Annotated in this window: 13 protein-coding genes; 4 read left to right on the top strand and 9 right to left on the bottom strand. The window is 44.4% G+C overall.

Going from position 1 to position 17,569, the window contains the following annotated elements:
• Positions 1-12: 12 nt before the first annotated feature.
• Positions 13-1,989 carry a sensor histidine kinase gene (locus AC59IL_RS23545; RefSeq protein WP_496554655.1) on the top strand — a complete coding sequence of 659 codons (1,977 nt, stop codon included), beginning with the start codon at positions 13-15 and terminating at the stop codon, positions 1,987-1,989.
• A gap of 86 nt (positions 1,990-2,075) precedes the next feature.
• On the opposite strand, the gene AC59IL_RS23540 is transcribed toward AC59IL_RS23545, so the two are convergent.
• From AC59IL_RS23540 to AC59IL_RS23530, 3 genes are all read right to left on the bottom strand, one after another.
• Positions 2,076-2,462 carry a DUF423 domain-containing protein gene (locus tag AC59IL_RS23540; RefSeq protein ID WP_496554654.1) on the bottom strand — a complete coding sequence of 129 codons (387 nt, stop codon included), beginning with the start codon at positions 2,460-2,462 and terminating at the stop codon, positions 2,076-2,078.
• Entirely contained in the window at positions 2,455-2,964 is a 510-nt protein-coding gene (locus AC59IL_RS23535) for a shikimate kinase (RefSeq protein WP_496554653.1), read from the bottom strand. Before AC59IL_RS23535 ends, AC59IL_RS23540 begins: the two co-directional genes overlap by 8 nt.
• A gap of 154 nt (positions 2,965-3,118) precedes the next feature.
• Positions 3,119-4,303, bottom strand: coding sequence for an acyl-CoA dehydrogenase family protein (locus AC59IL_RS23530; RefSeq protein WP_496554652.1), 1,185 nt, complete (start codon positions 4,301-4,303; stop codon positions 3,119-3,121).
• A 271-nt stretch (positions 4,304-4,574) separates the two neighbouring features.
• Here AC59IL_RS23530 and AC59IL_RS23525 point away from each other — a divergent pair, with 271 nt between their 5' ends.
• From AC59IL_RS23525 to AC59IL_RS23515, 3 genes are read left to right on the top strand one after another with little or no spacing between them, the layout of a single operon-like run.
• Positions 4,575-5,126 (top strand): RNA polymerase sigma factor, encoded by a 552-nt coding sequence (locus tag AC59IL_RS23525; protein WP_496554651.1) that lies wholly within the window; start codon positions 4,575-4,577, stop codon positions 5,124-5,126.
• Between the two features lies 1 nt (position 5,127).
• On the top strand, positions 5,128-5,763 hold the full coding sequence (locus tag AC59IL_RS23520; RefSeq protein ID WP_496554650.1) for a hypothetical protein: 636 nt from the start codon (positions 5,128-5,130) through the stop codon (positions 5,761-5,763).
• Positions 5,738-6,769 carry a hypothetical protein gene (locus AC59IL_RS23515; RefSeq protein WP_496554649.1) on the top strand — a complete coding sequence of 344 codons (1,032 nt, stop codon included), beginning with the start codon at positions 5,738-5,740 and terminating at the stop codon, positions 6,767-6,769. Before AC59IL_RS23520 ends, AC59IL_RS23515 begins: the two co-directional genes overlap by 26 nt.
• A gap of 413 nt (positions 6,770-7,182) precedes the next feature.
• Here AC59IL_RS23515 and AC59IL_RS23510 read toward each other — a convergent pair whose 3' ends face one another.
• The 6 genes from AC59IL_RS23510 to AC59IL_RS23485 all read right to left on the bottom strand — a co-directional run bounded on the left by AC59IL_RS23510 (position 7,183) and on the right by AC59IL_RS23485 (position 17,550).
• Positions 7,183-8,502, bottom strand: a complete 1,320-nt coding sequence (locus AC59IL_RS23510; RefSeq protein WP_496554648.1) for a DUF4302 domain-containing protein — start codon at positions 8,500-8,502, stop codon at positions 7,183-7,185.
• Positions 8,503-8,631: 129 nt separating this feature from the next.
• On the bottom strand, positions 8,632-9,519 hold the full coding sequence (locus tag AC59IL_RS23505; protein WP_496554647.1) for a zinc-binding metallopeptidase: 888 nt from the start codon (positions 9,517-9,519) through the stop codon (positions 8,632-8,634).
• A gap of 77 nt (positions 9,520-9,596) precedes the next feature.
• Positions 9,597-11,051, bottom strand: coding sequence for a RagB/SusD family nutrient uptake outer membrane protein (locus AC59IL_RS23500; protein ID WP_496554646.1), 1,455 nt, complete (start codon positions 11,049-11,051; stop codon positions 9,597-9,599).
• Between the two features lie 66 nt (positions 11,052-11,117).
• Positions 11,118-14,525, bottom strand: coding sequence for a SusC/RagA family TonB-linked outer membrane protein (locus AC59IL_RS23495; RefSeq protein ID WP_496554645.1), 3,408 nt, complete (start codon positions 14,523-14,525; stop codon positions 11,118-11,120).
• A 234-nt stretch (positions 14,526-14,759) separates the two neighbouring features.
• Positions 14,760-15,299, bottom strand: coding sequence for a hypothetical protein (locus tag AC59IL_RS23490; RefSeq protein ID WP_496554644.1), 540 nt, complete (start codon positions 15,297-15,299; stop codon positions 14,760-14,762).
• A 286-nt stretch (positions 15,300-15,585) separates the two neighbouring features.
• Positions 15,586-17,550: an OmpA family protein gene (locus AC59IL_RS23485; protein ID WP_496554643.1), complete on the bottom strand. Its 1,965-nt coding sequence runs from the start codon at positions 17,548-17,550 to the stop codon at positions 15,586-15,588.
• Between the last annotated feature and the right edge of the window lie 19 nt (positions 17,551-17,569).

Below are 17,569 nucleotides of genomic sequence, written 5' to 3'. Positions count from 1 at the left end.
ACAAGGCACTATATGACCACAAAAAACCAACTTATTCCTGGTTATCCTGATTGTTATCCTTTTTTCAGGGCGTTGAAGCGCATATTTCTTTTTATACTCATTTGCGGCCTCACCCTAAACAGTTATTCACAGTTAGCCGACTCCATGATCGTTGAGGTTTCGAATGTGTATTACCAGAAATTAATTTATAAACAATGCCTTTTTGCCTCGCAGCCCAAACACCAGGTTCCTGATGCTGCCATTCCCGGTTTATCGTTTAAACAGAACTTAAGCACATACCTGCCCCACGAACTTCCGGGCAAACTGATTGAACAGGATTGCTTTTTACAGTTTGCTCTGAAAAATAATGCTGATACAGTAGTTACCATTTGCTTTTTGCCGGGTTTTCTTTGCAGAAATATATCCCTGTTTAAAGCCAGCGCTTATAACATACAGGGCAGTTTCAGAAAATTGCCCGATAGCCTTACAGCGGATAGCCGTTTTGAGGGCGTAAAACAAATTACGATGCAGCCTCATGAAGCGGCTGTATATTTTTGCCGGTTTAATTTTGCACGCACCAATATAAACTGGCTGATACCAAAAATAATAGCTTCAGACAACCTGTTACAATGGCGAACACTGCAGCGCGATCGCGACCACATGCTGGAAGTGTTTACCTATACTATTTCAGGCGTGATGCTGTTCATGATCTTTTATTCGCTGGCGGTTTATCTGCAAAGCAGAAATAAAGAATTTATTTATTACGCCTACTATACTTTTCTTACCTGTGGGCTGATGTTCCTTAAATCGTATCTGAACCTGAGTGCTACAGCATTCAATTATTTTTACGAAGAGTACCTCGATATGATGATAATGACCGGCAGCGTAATCGCCTATCAGGCATTCATGCGCAAATTCATCAACAGCCGCGAAAATCATCCTACCCTTGATAAATTCCTGCATATTGCTTTCATATTGCTCATCGGCGCCTTTATAGTTTTTTCGGTTTTTTACTTTTTTACCGACTGGTACATCGTACTGAACATAATGGAGAATTATGTAATAAAACAATTCTTCTTTTTAACCGGCGTGTACTTTATCGTTTACAGCATTAAAAAGAAAAATATGCTGCTGAACTACCTCGCTGCCGGTAATTTTTCGCTGATGCTGTTCTCAATTATTTCATTCATTATTTTGATCACCGGGTGGAAACCGATTAAAAATGACACCAACTCGGTTTTTAACCGCGCCATGTTTTATTATGAAATAGGACTGGTGTTTGAGTTAGGCTTCTTTTTGAGCGGACTTGCCTATAAAAACAGGCGCGATATCATTGAACGGGTAAAAGAACGCGAAAGACTTAAACTGGAGAATGAGCGAAAAGAGTTTGAAAAACAAATGGCGGTAATGGCTGCCAAACAGGAAGAAAGAAACCGCATTTCGGCCGATATGCATGATGAACTGGGATCGGGCGTAACAGCTATTCGCCTGATGAGTGAGATCATGAAAAGCCGTTTACAGGGCGATGTGGTGCCTGAGCTGGAAAAAATTTCCAACTCGGCCAATGAGCTGCTGGGTAAGATGAACACGATCATCTGGACCATGAAAAGCAGCAACGACACGCTCGAAAGCCTGGTGGCCTACATCAGGGCCCATGCCATTGAATATTTCGACTCAACCCCCATTGAATGTAAAGTGCAGGTGCCTGCAGTAATACCACAAACAGATGTAAGCGGAGAAAAAAGAAGAAATATTTTCCTCAGCATTAAAGAATCGCTGAACAATGCCATGAAGCATTCGCAGGCAACACAGATATCGATCATTATTTCAGCCACCGATAACCGCCTGGTCATACGAGTAGCCGATAATGGTGTGGGCATAGATGCCGATAAACTGCGCCGTTTTGGAAACGGGCTCAGCAATATGCGCCGCAGAATGGAAAGCATCGACGGAAATTTCAAAATTGAACCAGGTAAAAACTGTGTGCTTACGTTCGAAGCGCCATTATAGTTTCTGGTTTGTGGTTTGTAGTTTGTGGTTGCCGGTTACCTGTTACCAGATACCGGGGACCTGGAAACCGGTAACCGGTATCTGAATTACTTCTTTCCAACTCCCAAAAACAGGCACAACCATCCTGCTATAAAAAACAACCCGCCAATGGGGGTAACAATGCCAATGCTGCGCAAACCAACGTTGCCGGTGGCCTGCATGGCAGTAAGCGCGTATAATGATCCGGAGAATAATACAACACCGGTAATAAAGCAAATACCGGCATAGCGCATGCTGCGAACGGGAAATTTCTCAAACAAAATAGCTACAGCCAGTAAAGCAAATGCATGATAAAACTGATAACGTACACCGGTTTCGAAAGTGCTTACGGCTTCGGGCGAAACAATTTGCTTTAACCCGTGTGCACCAAACGCACCCAGTGCAACTGCCAGCAAACCCAATACCGCGGCAGTGCGAAGAAATCCTTTATGCATGTAATACGGTTTGAATAAAGTCGTTCATGGATATGGCATCTTCCTTATCGATCACTACATCGGCCAGCTCGTAATACATACGGCGTTCATTGAGCTTGCGAATGATAAAATGTTTCAGGTCGTCATCGGCAATATCTTTCAGCAAAGGCCGCTGTACCCGCTCCTTCATTAACCGGTGCAACAATACATCAACATGGGTATTGAGCCAAACCACGGTGCCGTATTTTTTCATAAACTCGATGTTATTGAAAAAGCAGGGTGTGCCGCCACCGCACGACAGCACCATGTTGGTATTTTTGTCGACCAGATCTTCGAGCGTTGCTCTTTCTCTGCTGCGAAAATATTCTTCGCCCGATTCGCCGAATATGTCGGGAATGTTACGTTGTTCTGCCCCCACGATCACTTCATCCAAATCAAAAAAAGGTAAACTAAGCCGTAGCGCCACCTGTTTACCCCAGTGTGTTTTTCCGGAACCCATGAAACCGATTAAGAAAATCCTCATTTATTAATTTGAAAATTAAACAATTTGAAAATTTGAAAATGGCAAAATGCAAATTTGGAAATTTATGAATTGAAAATAGCATTGCCACTCCGGCCGGGTAATTGTAATTAAACGACCCTTCATTTTCAAATTTTCAAATTTCCACATTTTCAAATTACTTAAAAGCATTAAACCCTGTTACATCCATGCCAGTGATCAGCAAATGTATGTCATGTGTGCCTTCGTAGGTAATTACACTTTCCATATTCATCATATGTCGCATAATCGAATATTCACCGGTGATGCCCATGCCGCCCAGCATCTGGCGCGCATCGCGGGCAATTTTTGAAGCTATTTCGCATCCATTACGCTTTGCCATGCTTACCTGCTGCGGCGTTGCCTTTGCGTCGTTCATCAAAACACCTAAACGCCAGTTCAGTAACTGTGCCTTGGTGATTTCGGTGATCATTTCGGCCAGCTTTTTTTGCTGCAGTTGAAATGCCCCGATAGGTTTATCAAACTGCTCCCGTTCTTTCGAGTACCGCAAGGCGGTATCATAACAATCCATGGCCGCCCCTACCGAGCCCCAGGCTATTCCGTACCGTGCCTTGGTGAGACAGCTCAACGGGCCTTTCAATCCTTTTACATTGGGCAGCATATTTTCTTTGGGCACTTTTACATTGTCAAAAACCAGTTCGCCGGTAGCTGAAGCACGCAGGCTCCATTTATTATGCGTCATAGGGGCCGTAAAACCTTTCATACCCCGTTCAACGATCAGTCCGCGTATTTCACCCTCCTCATCTTTGGCCCAAACAATGGCTATTTTGGCGTAGGGCGCATTACTGATCCACATTTTGGCGCCGTTCAATAGCACATAGTCGCCGGCGTCTTTTATATTGGTGGTCATGCCGCCGGGATCTGATCCGTGATTGGGTTCGGTAAGCCCGAAACAGCCGAGCCATTCGCCATTACCCAGTTTGGGCAAATATTTTCGACGCTGGTCTTCACTGCCATATTCATAAATCGGGAACATAACCAGCGACCCTTGTACCGAGGCGGTAGAACGCACGCCGCTGTCGCCCCTTTCCAGTTCCTGCATCATCAGTCCGTAACTGATGTAATCGAGGCCTCCCCCTCCATATTCTACTGGTATGGTAGGCCCAAAACATCCCAGCTCACCCATTTGTTGAACGATTTGCTCGGGAAACTCGGCCTTTTGAGCATAATCTTCAATGATGGGTGAAATTTCTCTTTTTACGTAGTTACGAACAGACTCGCGAACCAGCTTTTGTTCGTCTGTCAATAAATCGTCGAGCGAAAAATAATCCGGGCTGGTGAACAGATCGGTTCTGGTAGCCATGACTAAACTGATTGATTATAAGCTAAAGTAAGAAAAATGGATGGTTTGATTGTTTGATGGTTTAATTGTTTGATTGTTGGAACCCCGAAATTTCCGGCAATCCGAATAATTTGCCGGCTCTTTGAAGTTCAGGTACCAGCCATCATACCATTCAACCATTTAACCATCAGAATAACAAAATGTAACAAAAACAGGCCGCAGATCGTCCCGTGATGCAACATGGTGCAAAAACCATTGTCTCTTTATCAAACAACATTTTAAACAAATCATTTTGGAGCTGACTGCAAACATCATCCGGGATGAATTGGTAGAACGCTGTAAACAGGGCGATGCCCACAGTTATGAAGCGTTGTACCGGCAATATTCCAAAGCAATGTATAACACCAGTTTACGAATTGTAAACAATCCGGCAGATGCAGAGGATGTGCTACAGGAAGCGTTCCTTGATGCGTTTCGTACACTGCACGACTTTCATTACCGCAGCACGTTCGGAGCATGGCTGAAAAAGATCGTGATCAATAAATCGATCAATGTGCTGCGCACCCGCAAAATAAGCTGGGTTGATATGGAAGCAACCGATTTACAGGATGTATCGGATGATGAACCGGTAAACGAGGATGACCTTCATTATAAGGTTGAAGAAGTGAAAAGAATGATCAGGAAACTGCCCGACGGATACCGTACCGTGCTGAGCCTGTACCTGCTCGAGGGGTACGATCATGAAGAAATATCGCAAATATTGCAAATTTCGCATAACACGGTACGCACCCAATATGTGCGGGCAAAACAAAAACTGCTATCAATAATAAAACAAGGAGATTGAAATGGGTAACCGCTTAGAACAATTTATTAATGATAATCGCGATCAGTTCGACAGTGAGGAACCGGGCGAACAGGTTTGGAAAAAACTGGAGCAGCAATTAGCTGAAACGAATCAAAACACAAAACCCAAATCGCAGAAAAGCCAAAAGGTCATTGTGTTTACGATGTTGCGCTGGAGCGCAGCGGCTGCCGTATTGATACTGGCAGGCATTGGGGTTTACTCGCTGCTTAACAAACCTGCCACTACAGGGCCCGATGTGGCACAACGTCAACAGCCTGCCGTGGATTCACCTGCACCAGCCGGCGATGCTATACTGAAAGACATTAACCCAACCTATGCAAAGGAAGTATATCATTTTACACAACTGATAGAACTCAAGCAAAACGAACTGAAAGAGATCGAAAAAGAACATCCCGATTTGTATAAAAAGTTTGTATCGGATATCAATAAACTGGATAGCTCCTACAACGCGTTGAGAAGGGAATTGCCGGCTAATCCAAACCGTGAGCAATTATTACAGGCAATGATTGAGAATTTAAGGCTGCAGACTGAGATTCTGAATCAGCAGTTAGACATTATTAATCAAATCAAAGCATCTAAAAGCAACAGTCATGAAAGTAATTTTAAAAAGATATAATAACACCTTACTCTTTACCGGTATCGTTACACTAACTTTTATATGCCTGCTGACGTCGTTAACCGCAAAAGCAGCAGGCAACCCGCTGGCTGAAAAAAAGAAAACTTACTCCAAATCCTATACGGTAAGCAGCAATGATAAAATTTCGTTCGAAAACCAGTTCGGTGAACTGAAAATAAATATCTGGGATAAGAACGAGGTAAAAGCCGACGTAACGATCACAGCCGAAGCAAGCACTGAAGATAAAGCACAGCTTATTCTCGACGGCATCAGCATTGAAGATGGCAAAAGCGGCGATGGCGTATATTTCAAAACAAAATTGATCAAAGACCGTAATCAGAAATGGGAAAAAGGCGAAAAGCAGGGGTTTCATATCGACTATGTAGTATACGTTCCTGCCCGCAACCCGTTAACTGCAAAGAACCAGTTTGGCCCCATGAGCATTGGCGACTTCAGCGGTGAAGCATTTTTTGAAAGTAAATTCGGAAGTCTTACTACAGGTAAACTGACCAATGTAAACAAAGTACTGATCGAATTTGGCAAGGGAACAATCGGTAGCATAAGTAATGGCAGCCTGGTGGTTAAGTTTTCAAAAATAGCCATCGACAATCTCGACGGTTCGGTTAATGCAGTGTTTGAATATTGCGATGTGGCCAAATTGCATATCGACAACGACACCAAGCAACTGACTGTAAAAAACAGTTTTTCGAACCTGTACCTCGATGTTAATACGAATATTTCGGCCAGTTTCGACATCAGCACCAATTTCAGCGATCTGAAAAACAAAACCAATATCGATATCAAAGAAGAAGGAGACGGCGACAACCGCCACGGTCCGCGCTTTAGCAAACGGTATACCGGCAAAAGCGGTAACGGAAGTATAGCCATGAAAATTAAATCAGAATACGGCCAGGTAACGTTGGGCCATAACCTTGATATTAACATCAATAAAGACGAAAAGAAGGACAAGGACAAAGAGAAAGATAAGAAGACGGTGAAAATATGATGTCCGAAGTCGGATGTCGGGAGTCATAAAACTGAAGTCTGAGGTCTGAGGTCTGAGGTCTGAGGTCTGAAGAACCCGATTCGCCTGGCCCATGATTATTTCATTTCCCCATCAGTTTCTATCTTCTGACATCCGACATCCGACTTCAAATTTGCAGTCAGCAGAGTCGAGACTCTCTACGACGGGATTCCTCAGCAATGAGGACCCGTTTTTTGACTAAGAGCATCAAAGAGTAAAAAGAGAAAAAAGAGTCTTGGGAAATTTACATGCCCTATTAATCCCACACCCCGTTATTTTGTAAACAGATGATTTTTTCAAACCAAAGACCCTGAGTATTTGACCAGCAGTGAAACTGTTCAAACACTCAGGGTCTTCCGACTTCAGACTTCAGACTTCGGGCTTCGGGCTTCAGATCACCATATCCAATACCACGTGAGCCACACTTTTGAGTCGGCGGCGCTTACCATATCGTATGTAATAGCACTTGTTTGTGCAAAATAATAACCTTTACCCTCTAACATCTGCGTACGGGTATTTGCAGCCGGTCCTGTTGCAGGATAGGGCGTTGATCTTTGAGCATATTCCCAAAATACGGCACGGCCACCCGAATTGTTGGTATTCATTTGCAACCACGAGCCATAGGTGGCGATCAGTGTGTTTTGCGCCGTTTGCAGAAAAATAGGAATGAAGGCATCGAGCCCATTTGTATTGGACTTATACAACAGATAATAGTATTCCGACGAATCTGTTTTGAGCGATTTTATATTATACGCATCGTCTACTCCGCTTACGTGAAAACCGTCGACAGATATCCAGTAATAATCACTATTAAGGCTAACGTTGGCCCATCGCCCGGCAGCAACAGCCACATCAGGATTCAAAGGCACATCATAACCGGTAATGGTAGCGGCAGACGCATTTACCGTTACGTTCATGATCTGTGTTCCCGCATTAAAACTCTGAATGCTGAAACCGGGCACCGTTGCCGAGCCATTTACAACAGGGTCTGAAAAGTAAACACCGTTTGCCCAATAGTAGTAACCGCGGGTAACAGATTGTGTTTGTCCGCCGGCAGTCCACGAAACAGTTACCTTTCTCACTGTAGTATCAAACATCATATCGTACTGTGCGCTGCCGAAATTTAACCGTTTCCAGTATTTCAAAAATTTAAAATAGTTGCGGAATGATATAATACCATTCATAACCTGTTTACTATCCCAACCGGCCCGGTCGGCCTGGGTGGCTTTTCGCAAAACCATTTTACTGCCATTTAACCTGCCGGTTAAACTGATGCTGTCGGCAGTAACGGTATCGATACGAAATTCAAAGTCTGATTTCAAACCCTGTCCGTACGTACCGCCGTTTACACTGGCATCGGGGTCTGAAAGAATATGGATGTATGAATAGGTATCGAAAATAAGTGCAGGCTGCTGCAAAGCTTTTAACCGGTAGCTGCTTTCTTTTATAACCGATGCAGTGCTACTGTCGAAATCGCTGTACATCAGTACGCGGTTGCTGTCGTTAAAACTAAAGTAAAACCTGAACGAACTGCCACCGCCGGTAACCAGTGTGGCATTCCACCCGTAGGTAGAACCGCTTATCGCAGCCTGGTATGCTTTCAGGGTTTCATTGATCCGTTCGTCGGGCGATTTATCAAATACATGATCATCATCGCGGCGGCACGAAGCAACGAAGGTAATTGCGAGTAAACAATATAAAACAGTCTTTTTCATCTGAACGATTTTTTTGGTGAATGGTGAATGGTCAATGGTCAATCGTGAACCCAATAACTTTTTAACCTTTTAACCTTTCAACTTGTCAACTTTTCAACATGTGAACTTCTTACATCTTACTTCCTGCTTCTACTTTATCAATGCTTCAATCGAATTACGGGTACGTGTTTGCAAGCTGTAAAAGCTGATGCCCCATACATCTTTAAAATAATTAACCACAATAGCTTCTTTTTGTCGCAGCTTGCTTTGCGCATCTGTACTTGAAAGGCTGTTTACAAGGGCATCGTACTGGGCCTTTCCTTCGGTTAGCATGATCGATATCGTTTCTACAAAATCTTCATCCGGAGCCGATTGGGCGTAAGCGCTGATAAACCCTTTTTCATTGGCCGCTTTATCACTGATATTATTCCAGTTGGAAGTATAGTCGCCCACCGAAATGTGTTTAAAATCTACCGGGTAGTAAACTGTCTGATGCAGAATGTGACCAAATTCGTGCTCTATGGTATGAAACATCATTTTAATAGTGAATGAATCCGACGACACATAACCTGTCATGCCTTTAATTCTGAAATCATTCAGCACGTACAACACAATGCGTCTTCCGCCTTCGGCTGTTCCCAGCGTAATGGTGCCATCTATATTCCAGCTGGCGCTTCCTACCAGTACAAAGAACTTGGGAACATAAGTTTGCATAAAGGTTTTGCCTGCTTCGGCCACATAATTATCGATCCATACTTTTTTTATAGAGCTGAGCACCGGAATGATCTTTTCTTCTTTGGGCGGAGTAAGCGTTTTATCGAACTCCAGTTCGCTCTGGTCCCATTTGTATTTGGCCGCTATATTATACGGAGTGGTCAATGTATCGGCAATCCATTTATCAATAGATGTAGCTGCCCAGGTATCGCCACCGAGCCCGGGTATGTTGCTCACATCGCCCAGCGCATCTTCTTTTTTACACGACGCCATGACGCCCAACACCATAACGACGACACATATTCTAAGGTTTGTTATGTTCATGTGTATAGTTTGTTGTTTGTAATTTGTTGTTTGTATTTCACTTGTGCCTTGTTTCTTGTGCCTTGTGCCTTTTGCTTTTATCTTGGATTCAACGGCATGCCCGATGATTTTACCGATTCAGGTAACTGAAACACTCTTTGAGGATTATCTGCTGCCAGGGTCATCGTTTGCCCGTCGGTAGTAGTGTGGGTAACCGATAATCCGTAACGAAGCAGATCGAACCAGCGCATGCCCTCCTGCACATATTCGGCCCGTTTAAAATCCAAAATGGCCAGCAATGCGGCATACCGGGTATTGGTTGTTGAATACCAGGTCTGCAATTTAGCCGGGGTAATAGCATTGGCTGTAGCATCATAACCAACAATGCGGGTGCTGGCATAAGTGTTCAGATCGGCAATGGCCGCATTGGCATTGTTCACATACAAATACGCTTCGGCCCTGTTAAACAAAACTTCTTCTGTTGTAAATAAAGGCACCATTACATAGGGTAATCCGATGGTGGCGTTCACCGATGAACGAACAAAATATTCGTTGATCTTTGGAATAACATAATTGCCTTCACCGGCTGTGTATAGCTGGAAGCGGAAGGCCCAATCGCCGCCGGTTACATTATCGCCCAGTATTTCATCGCGTAAAGTGGCATTCAAACCATACCGAACGGTATAATAATTACGCGCCCATAACGAGCCGGTTTCTACCAGCAGCAAATTAGCGGGCTCGGTAGCTTTTTCATAAATAGCAAACAGCTCGGCCGGCGTCATAGTGCGGTAGGTGGTGTTCCAGGGCCGCAGCATGCTGGTAACGTTGCCCGAAGCAAAAACGGCGTTGGCATGTGTAATTACATTGGCATAGTCCTGTTTAAATAAATAAAAACGGGCTGCAAATGCATGGGCCGCTGCTTTGGTGAAATGATAACGGGGCACGGTGTATTTACTATCGTTCAGCAGAGGCAAACCTGTAGTGAGGTCTTTTTCGATCATCTGATAAACATAGCTTACCGTTTTGCGATCGTATTGTTTAAACACTACTTTTTCGGGCACGGTAACATACGGTATACCCAAGTCGGTAGCGGCTGTATTGGGATTGTATACTTTCGAAAAGAAGGTCACCAGCATAAAATGCGCATACGCCCTTGCTACCAGTGCTTCGCCTTTTTGCGCACTGTACAACGAGGTGTCTGAAGCATTGCTGATGGTTTCGAGCGCCTGGTTGGCGGCTGCAATGGCCGTATAACAGGCATCCCAGTAAAACTCGGGGGAGTCCTGCTGGTTATCGGTTACATCTCTGAAAAAGTAGGGATCTATATTTGTTTTTTCCTGCCCTCCTTTACCTTTATCGGTCACATTATCTGATATAGATTCGGTAAATGCCATATAGTTTGCCTGCGGATAAGCAGTACCCAATAACTGCGACACCTGCCCGGGTGTATTCAGCGACGCCCGGTTATCGGGGTTCTTTTCCAGAAACTTTTTACAACCTGCAAGCGAAACAAGCAGAAGTAAATATGAGGTATATGATAGTACTCTTTGCATGTTTTTAAAATTTAGTTTACTGTTACCTGGCCCCGGTTACCCGGTATCCGGTAACTGGTAACCGTTTCAAATTCCCAGCTTCACCGATAAAGTAAATTGCTTTTGAACGGGCTGGGCAACACCGCCTGTGTTAAAAAATTCAGGGTCCTGCCCTTTTAATTTTTTATCAGAATAAATCAACCAGGGATTGTTGGCCACTGCCTGTACATTCAAACTGTTTACGCCTATTTTCTTTACGATCTTAAGAGGCACCTGCCAGGCGAGTGAAACGTTCTTCAAACGAACCATATCGCCGCGTGCCACCCGTTCGGTTGAATAATTGTAATTATTATAAGGTGTTGATCCGGCTAACTGCGATTGTTCAAAGGCGCCCAGTATCGACGGCACATTGGTGTACTTTTCATCAAACGGAAATAACCAGCGATCATAAAATTCCTTTGGCATGGCATCGAGGTCGCTGTAATTGTTTTTGAAGGCAGGGTATAATCTGATCTTATTGCCGGCCTGATAAGTAATGAATACCGACAATGTGAAGTCTTTGTATTGCACGCTGTTCAACAAACCTCCTGTGAGTGTAGGATCAACCGGCCCTTCATATTTAAGGTAGCTGGTGTTTTGATCCTGAAGATATACAGCCGAATTGGTTTTACCGGTTTCATCAATAAACTCAGGTTTACCTGTAAAATGCTCTAATCCTTTGAACTGTAGTGAAAACAAACTGCGCACCGGATATCCCTGTTTATTGCCACCTTCGGCAGCAACGAGGTCGAAGATGATGGGTATGTTCTGCGCGTTGGTTATTTTATTGGTATTGTAACCGGCCGTGATGTTGGTACGCCACTTGAATGTTTTAGTATTTACCAGCAAAGCGCCCACCAGCAGTTCGGCGCCCTGCGATTCCATATCGGCATAATTAGCAGCTTTATAAGGCTCACCGCCAACACCCGATGTTTTAACAAGACTGATCAAATCGAAGCTGTTGCGATGGTATACATCGACACTTACATTCAGGAATTTGTTGAACAAGGTAGCATCTACACCAAGGTTGGCTGTATATAATTTTTCCCAGGTAAGTTCTGAATTTTCGAGATTGGCCAGTTGTATTACCGATTCCCTTTCGGTTAAATAGGTTCTGTTGGTATTGATATTCTTTAACACGATGTTCGAACTGGCGGCAGGTCCCATGCTGGCGGTTAAACCATAACTGGCGCGCAGTGTAAGGGCATCAACCCAACTTACATCATGCATAAACGGTTCCTGCTCTACGTTCCAGGAACCGGCCACGCTCCAGGTTGGCAGCCAGCGGGCGCGGCGTGATTGACCCAGCCGGTTCGATCCGTCGTAACGAACGGTTCCGGTTAAGTTATACTTTGAATTGTAGGTATAAGTGCCCGATCCGTAAAAGGCCACAAACCGGTCGTAATCTTTCGTCATTCCATAGTAAGGGAAGTTCAGCTCGATGGTTTGTTTTAAAATACGGTAATCGATAAAAGGCACGCCGCCGTTACCATACTGGTATCCGTAACCGGTATTCGAAAACTCCTGCCTGTCGGCATATTTCACCTGCTGACCAGCCAGTAAACTGATAGCATGTACTTCGTTGAAAGTTTTATTGTAACTGATGTTGTTCCTGAAATCGTAGCTCACCAGCAGGTTTTCGATGCGATTATAAAAACCGCCATAGGGCAATACCACCTGCGGTTCGGCATCGGGATTATCGGGATCGCGGTACAAAAACCGGTTATTGGCTTTAATGGTTGTTGTTCCGGCAGCGCGGTAGGCGTTGGCCATGTTTGAGTTTTCGGTGATCTGGTGCTCACGGCTCGATTTCACATAGCGTATGGCGCCTACAAACTCATATTTCAGATCGGGTGTGATCTTATAATTTAAACCTCCCTGCAGGCGCAGATCGATCACCTTCAGATCGATGTAGTTATTTTCAAGTTCGGTGAGAATATTGAAGGGCGCATAATTTCTTCTGAAAGATTCGCGGTTCCCCTTTTCATCATAAGCCGTTAATGTACGGCTCGAATTAAGTGCATAGCTGAACGGATTGATATCAAAATCGCGGTCGTAGCTGCCTTCTACCGGGTTGCTGTTGCGCGACAGGGCGCCGGGCGCTCTTTGTTGCCGCACCGAACCTACTGTTGTGAAGTCGGCCGATAACCGGTCGCTGAATTTATAATTGTTTCTGAAGTTCAATGTATACCTGCTCACTTTATCGGCGATCGTCCATCCGTTATCGCCGTAATAACTGGTAGAAAAATAAGATTGGGAACGGTCGGTACCCGACGAAATATTTAAAGAATGTTCCTGCATAAAGTTATTGCGGAATAACAGATCGAACCAGTCGGTATTGGCTTTGGCATAGCGTATTAAAAAATTCTTTCTGGCAGCCTGTGTGTTCTGCAACGTAAAAGTGCCGTTGGCCTGAAGATCATTCAATAACTCATACATTTTTCCATACACGCCAATATCGGCGCGGTCGAGAATGTTGGCATTCAAACTGCCTTTTCGCTCCAGCTCGGCGAGTATCGACATTTGCTGGGCCGAGTTCATGATATTAAAATCGCGGTAGGTTGGTTTCAGGTAGGAGCTGTAGTTGCCGGTATAACTTACTGTAGGCTTTCCGGCCTTTCCGCGTTTGGTGGTGATCACTACTACGCCGTTCATGGCGCGGGCGCCGTACATGGCGGTAGCGGAAGCATCTTTCAAAATCTGAAAGCTTTCAATATCGTTGGCATTTAAACCGGCTACGGCCGAACCCAGCAAGGTGGTAGGGTCGCCGCTCGATAACTGATCGTTTGATATGTTTACAACGTCTTCGAGAATTACATTATCAACCACCCACAGCGGCTTGTTATCGCCATTGATAGAGGTAGCGCCGCGTACGCGGATCTTTGGCGCGGTACCGAATGTGCCAGATACGTTTTGAACCGAAACACCGGCGGCACGTCCTTCGAGCATACGGCTTACATCGGTTTGTCCGCTCAGTTTGGCATCATCCATTTTCACAGTGGCTGCGGCTCCGGAAAATTTCTTTTTTTCAATCGTTTGGTATCCGGTAACAACCACTTCAGACAAAGCGCGGTCGCTTTCGGCCATCTGCAAATCGATAAATTTTTCGCCACGGAAAATAATAGTGCGGGGCGCTTTACCGGCGTAGGTAAACCTGATGCTATCGCCCCGGTGTGCAGCAATAGCAAACTCGCCATTTGTATTTGTAAAGGTTCCCCGGTGAGATACAAGGTTTTCGATAGAAACCTGCGGCAGTACAATTCCTTCCTCGGCACCTGTAACTTTACCTCTGACCAATACAGTATCCTGAAAAAAGTTACCGCTTTTTTTATTGTTGGGGAGATAGTTGGTGTTAGCAGCAGCGGAGCACACACAAAGTACAGTAGCCACAAGCAGTACAGTTTTGTAGCTTAGGTGCAGCCCACAGGCGCGGGAAGCGTTTTGAGTAAAACGCATAGCAAATTAGTTTTTTGATTAACTGAATGTTAGGTTAACAGCGTACTTACGTTTGCCTGTAATATGCGAATCCCCATCTGCAGGCTGTTTAATAAAATGAACCAGGTTGTTCATCTTATTAAACAGCGAACAGAAAGGTACAATACGTTAGTTCTGTTTTATGCCGCATTGCTGCGGAATAAAAGAAGGGTTTCAAAAGGATTAGTTGTTCAGATAAGGCAATTGTTAAAACACTCAATCAGGTATATTGTAGAATTGTTTTACCGCTGCATAACTGTTCCAGTTAACAGCCGACCGCCCTGTTCGTACGCCACCAGGTATAATCACATAGCGGTATTGCCATGATTTAGAGGTGCCTGAACCGATGGTTCCGCCATCCTGAGAAGCATACAGATTTATTTTCCCTATAGTGAAGTATAGATTTATATTTTGTACTCCGCTTAAACCATAAAAAAAGTCAGCAAGAGGTAAAGGGTATACAGCGGGGTCGGCAGCAGTGTTTACGTTAACGTATACTTTTACTGTTCCTGAATCTAAAATCGGTTTGGTTATTTTGGCAGCAGTAATTGTTGCAGTCCACGCTACGGTATCACCGGCTGAGTTTTTTACCACAGTATACGGTACATCCAGCCAGGCCGAAAACATTACGTTGGCCGTTCCGGTATCGCCTTTCGCACCATCTTTGGCCTTTTTACAGCTCGAATTCGTTGTGGATAAGAAAATCGTAAAAAACGCGACACATGCAATAGAGAAGACAGAGAAGATGTGTTTCATAAAATGTAAATTTTGATTATTGAGATGATCTAAGCTTATAAGTACGGGAAAAAGCCCACAAAGGCTGGGTATATTGCAATTTAAGGATTTTTAAACTGTATGGTAATTAATATGATATATCCGATAATACGTGCAAAAACGTCGACAGGTTTCTCTTTTTAAGCCACAAAACACAAGATTCAAGGCACAGGAAAGAAAAAAGGCACAAGGTACAAGCTGTTATGCCTGCTCCTTGTGCCTTGAATTTTATGTCTTTACTTGTTCCTTCTACCTTGAACCTTGGGCCTTACTTAATCATTTTAAACACCACACGCCTGTTCTTTTCTCTTGCTGCGGGGTTATCTTTTCCGTCGGGGAAGGTTTCTTTTTCGAGCGGACAGCACTCTCCGAATCCTTTAGGCATCAGCTGATCGGGCGATATACCGGCTTTTATCAGGTATTCAGCACAGGCGTTGGCACGTCCCTGCGACAGGAACTGATTCGATTTCACCGATCCGATACCGTCGGTATGCACATCTATCTCCAGCACAACCGTTGGATTGTTTTTCAGGTAAGCGGCAATCAGGTCGAGATATGGGTAAGATTCCTGGGCTATTTCGGTTTTTAACTCAAATACGATCTGGTAGGTAACCTCTTTCTCTTTTTTAAACGGATTGGGCTTTTTGCTCAAACACAACGCAGGAGCATAAACCGTATCGCTTTTCGAAGGAGAAGCCGTAAGCAGTCCGTTCTGATAATCATCCACCTTTCCGCTTATCTGAACGGCTATGCCGGCATCGGCCTTAATGGTATATTTTCCGTTCGATGTTGTTTTTACTTCAGCAATCTGCACACCGCGAGGGTCAACGGCAGTAACAACAGCACCATTCAACGGTTCTTTGGTTTCGCAATCGACCACCATACCACTGAATACCTGGTTGTAGCTCTTATGTATAGTATATAATTCAAGACAGCAAACCGAAAACCGGTCACTGCTGATCATGGCATCTTCGAGCAGGTTTTTACCACGGCCTACAAAGTATAGATCGTCTTTTTCGGAGTTAACGGGATATCCAAGATTCAATGCTACGCCCCATGAACCATCGAAAGTGCCATTGGAATAATACAGGTCAAAACCGCCCATGCCTGTGCGGCCTTTTGAGGCAAACACAAGGGTGTTACTGCCTGCATGATAAAAGGGGGCTTCTTCATCTTCCGTGGTATTTATACCGGGGCCCATATTTAATATCTTGCTGGGAACGCCTTTACTATCGAGGGTAGCATACCATATGTCAAATCCGCCAATACCGTCTGAACGGTCGCTGGCAAATAACAGGTATTTACCATCGGGCGTAACCTGGGGCTGGCGCGAGTTATATCCTTTTTCATCGAGGTTGCCATCAATTAAAACCGGCGTGCTCCACCTGTCGTCGCCACTACGCTCGCTCATATAAATGGCCGAAAACTTTTTATTGCCTTTAACCACCCAGGCGGTAAAAAACATTTTATTGCCATCGGGTGTAAACGCAGGTGTTCCCAGCTGGTTGGATTTCGGAAACGTTACGTTTATTTTTTCGGCTTTACCAAATCCGCCGCTTTGCACGGGCGCCGTGTACAGCGCATTGTTATATCCTTCCGAACGGGTTGAAGTAAATGCGATGGTAGAGTTGTTCACCCAGCTTGCTGCGTAATTGGCACCTTCCTTATTGATATTGCTGTTTGCCTTTTCAACTTTAATACCGCCGGTACCGCCTTTCAACTGGTCCTGAATAAACTGGCAGTTATCCAGCTCCTGCTGTGCCTGTTTACTGTAATTGTCGACCTTGTGATACGACTGTATAAATTTTTCCAGCTCGTTTAATGCACCGCCCGAATTGCCATTAGCGCGCATACACACGGCATACAGATAGCGGGCCTGCGGATAAGTAGCGGTATCTTTATTTACCAGCAGCTTATACCATTGTTCGGCATGAATAAAATCATTCAAATGAAAATAGCACTCGCCCATGCGGTATAACAGGTCAACATCAATACCTCCTAAATCGCCATGCCTGGCAACACCGGTTCCCTGTTTTTGTATGATATAGGCATTATATCCCGAGTGCGGCGGCGTTTTTCCGCTTAAGTACCTTTCATAATATTGTGTGGCAGAATAATAATCGCCTTTGGCATAAAACTGTTCGGCTACCCTTTTATAGTTGGTAACCCCCTGGGCATGCGCAGCTGGCATCATTATTATTAAACCGGCAATTATTATAAGATGCTTGATCATTGCAAAAAATTTGGTGAAT

This window comes from Niastella sp. sgz303648, assembly GCF_059587045.1.
The sequence above is the reverse complement of the archived record's forward strand: the minus strand, read 5'-3'. Positions and strand labels throughout refer to the sequence as shown.

Coding starts and splice junctions, on each gene's coding strand:
- AC59IL_RS23545 (WP_496554655.1), top strand. CDS start 13: ATGACCACAAAAAACCAACTTATTCCTGGTTATCCTGATTGTTATCCT.
- AC59IL_RS23540 (WP_496554654.1), bottom strand. CDS start 2,462: ATGCATAAAGGATTTCTTCGCACTGCCGCGGTATTGGGTTTGCTGGCA.
- AC59IL_RS23535 (WP_496554653.1), bottom strand. CDS start 2,964: ATGAGGATTTTCTTAATCGGTTTCATGGGTTCCGGAAAAACACACTGG.
- AC59IL_RS23530 (WP_496554652.1), bottom strand. CDS start 4,303: ATGGCTACCAGAACCGATCTGTTCACCAGCCCGGATTATTTTTCGCTC.
- AC59IL_RS23520 (WP_496554650.1), top strand. CDS start 5,128: ATGGGTAACCGCTTAGAACAATTTATTAATGATAATCGCGATCAGTTC.
- AC59IL_RS23515 (WP_496554649.1), top strand. CDS start 5,738: ATGAAAGTAATTTTAAAAAGATATAATAACACCTTACTCTTTACCGGT.
- AC59IL_RS23510 (WP_496554648.1), bottom strand. CDS start 8,502: ATGAAAAAGACTGTTTTATATTGTTTACTCGCAATTACCTTCGTTGCT.
- AC59IL_RS23505 (WP_496554647.1), bottom strand. CDS start 9,519: ATGAACATAACAAACCTTAGAATATGTGTCGTCGTTATGGTGTTGGGC.
- AC59IL_RS23500 (WP_496554646.1), bottom strand. CDS start 11,051: ATGCAAAGAGTACTATCATATACCTCATATTTACTTCTGCTTGTTTCG.
- AC59IL_RS23495 (WP_496554645.1), bottom strand. CDS start 14,525: ATGCGTTTTACTCAAAACGCTTCCCGCGCCTGTGGGCTGCACCTAAGC.
- AC59IL_RS23490 (WP_496554644.1), bottom strand. CDS start 15,299: ATGAAACACATCTTCTCTGTCTTCTCTATTGCATGTGTCGCGTTTTTT.
- AC59IL_RS23485 (WP_496554643.1), bottom strand. CDS start 17,550: ATGATCAAGCATCTTATAATAATTGCCGGTTTAATAATAATGATGCCA.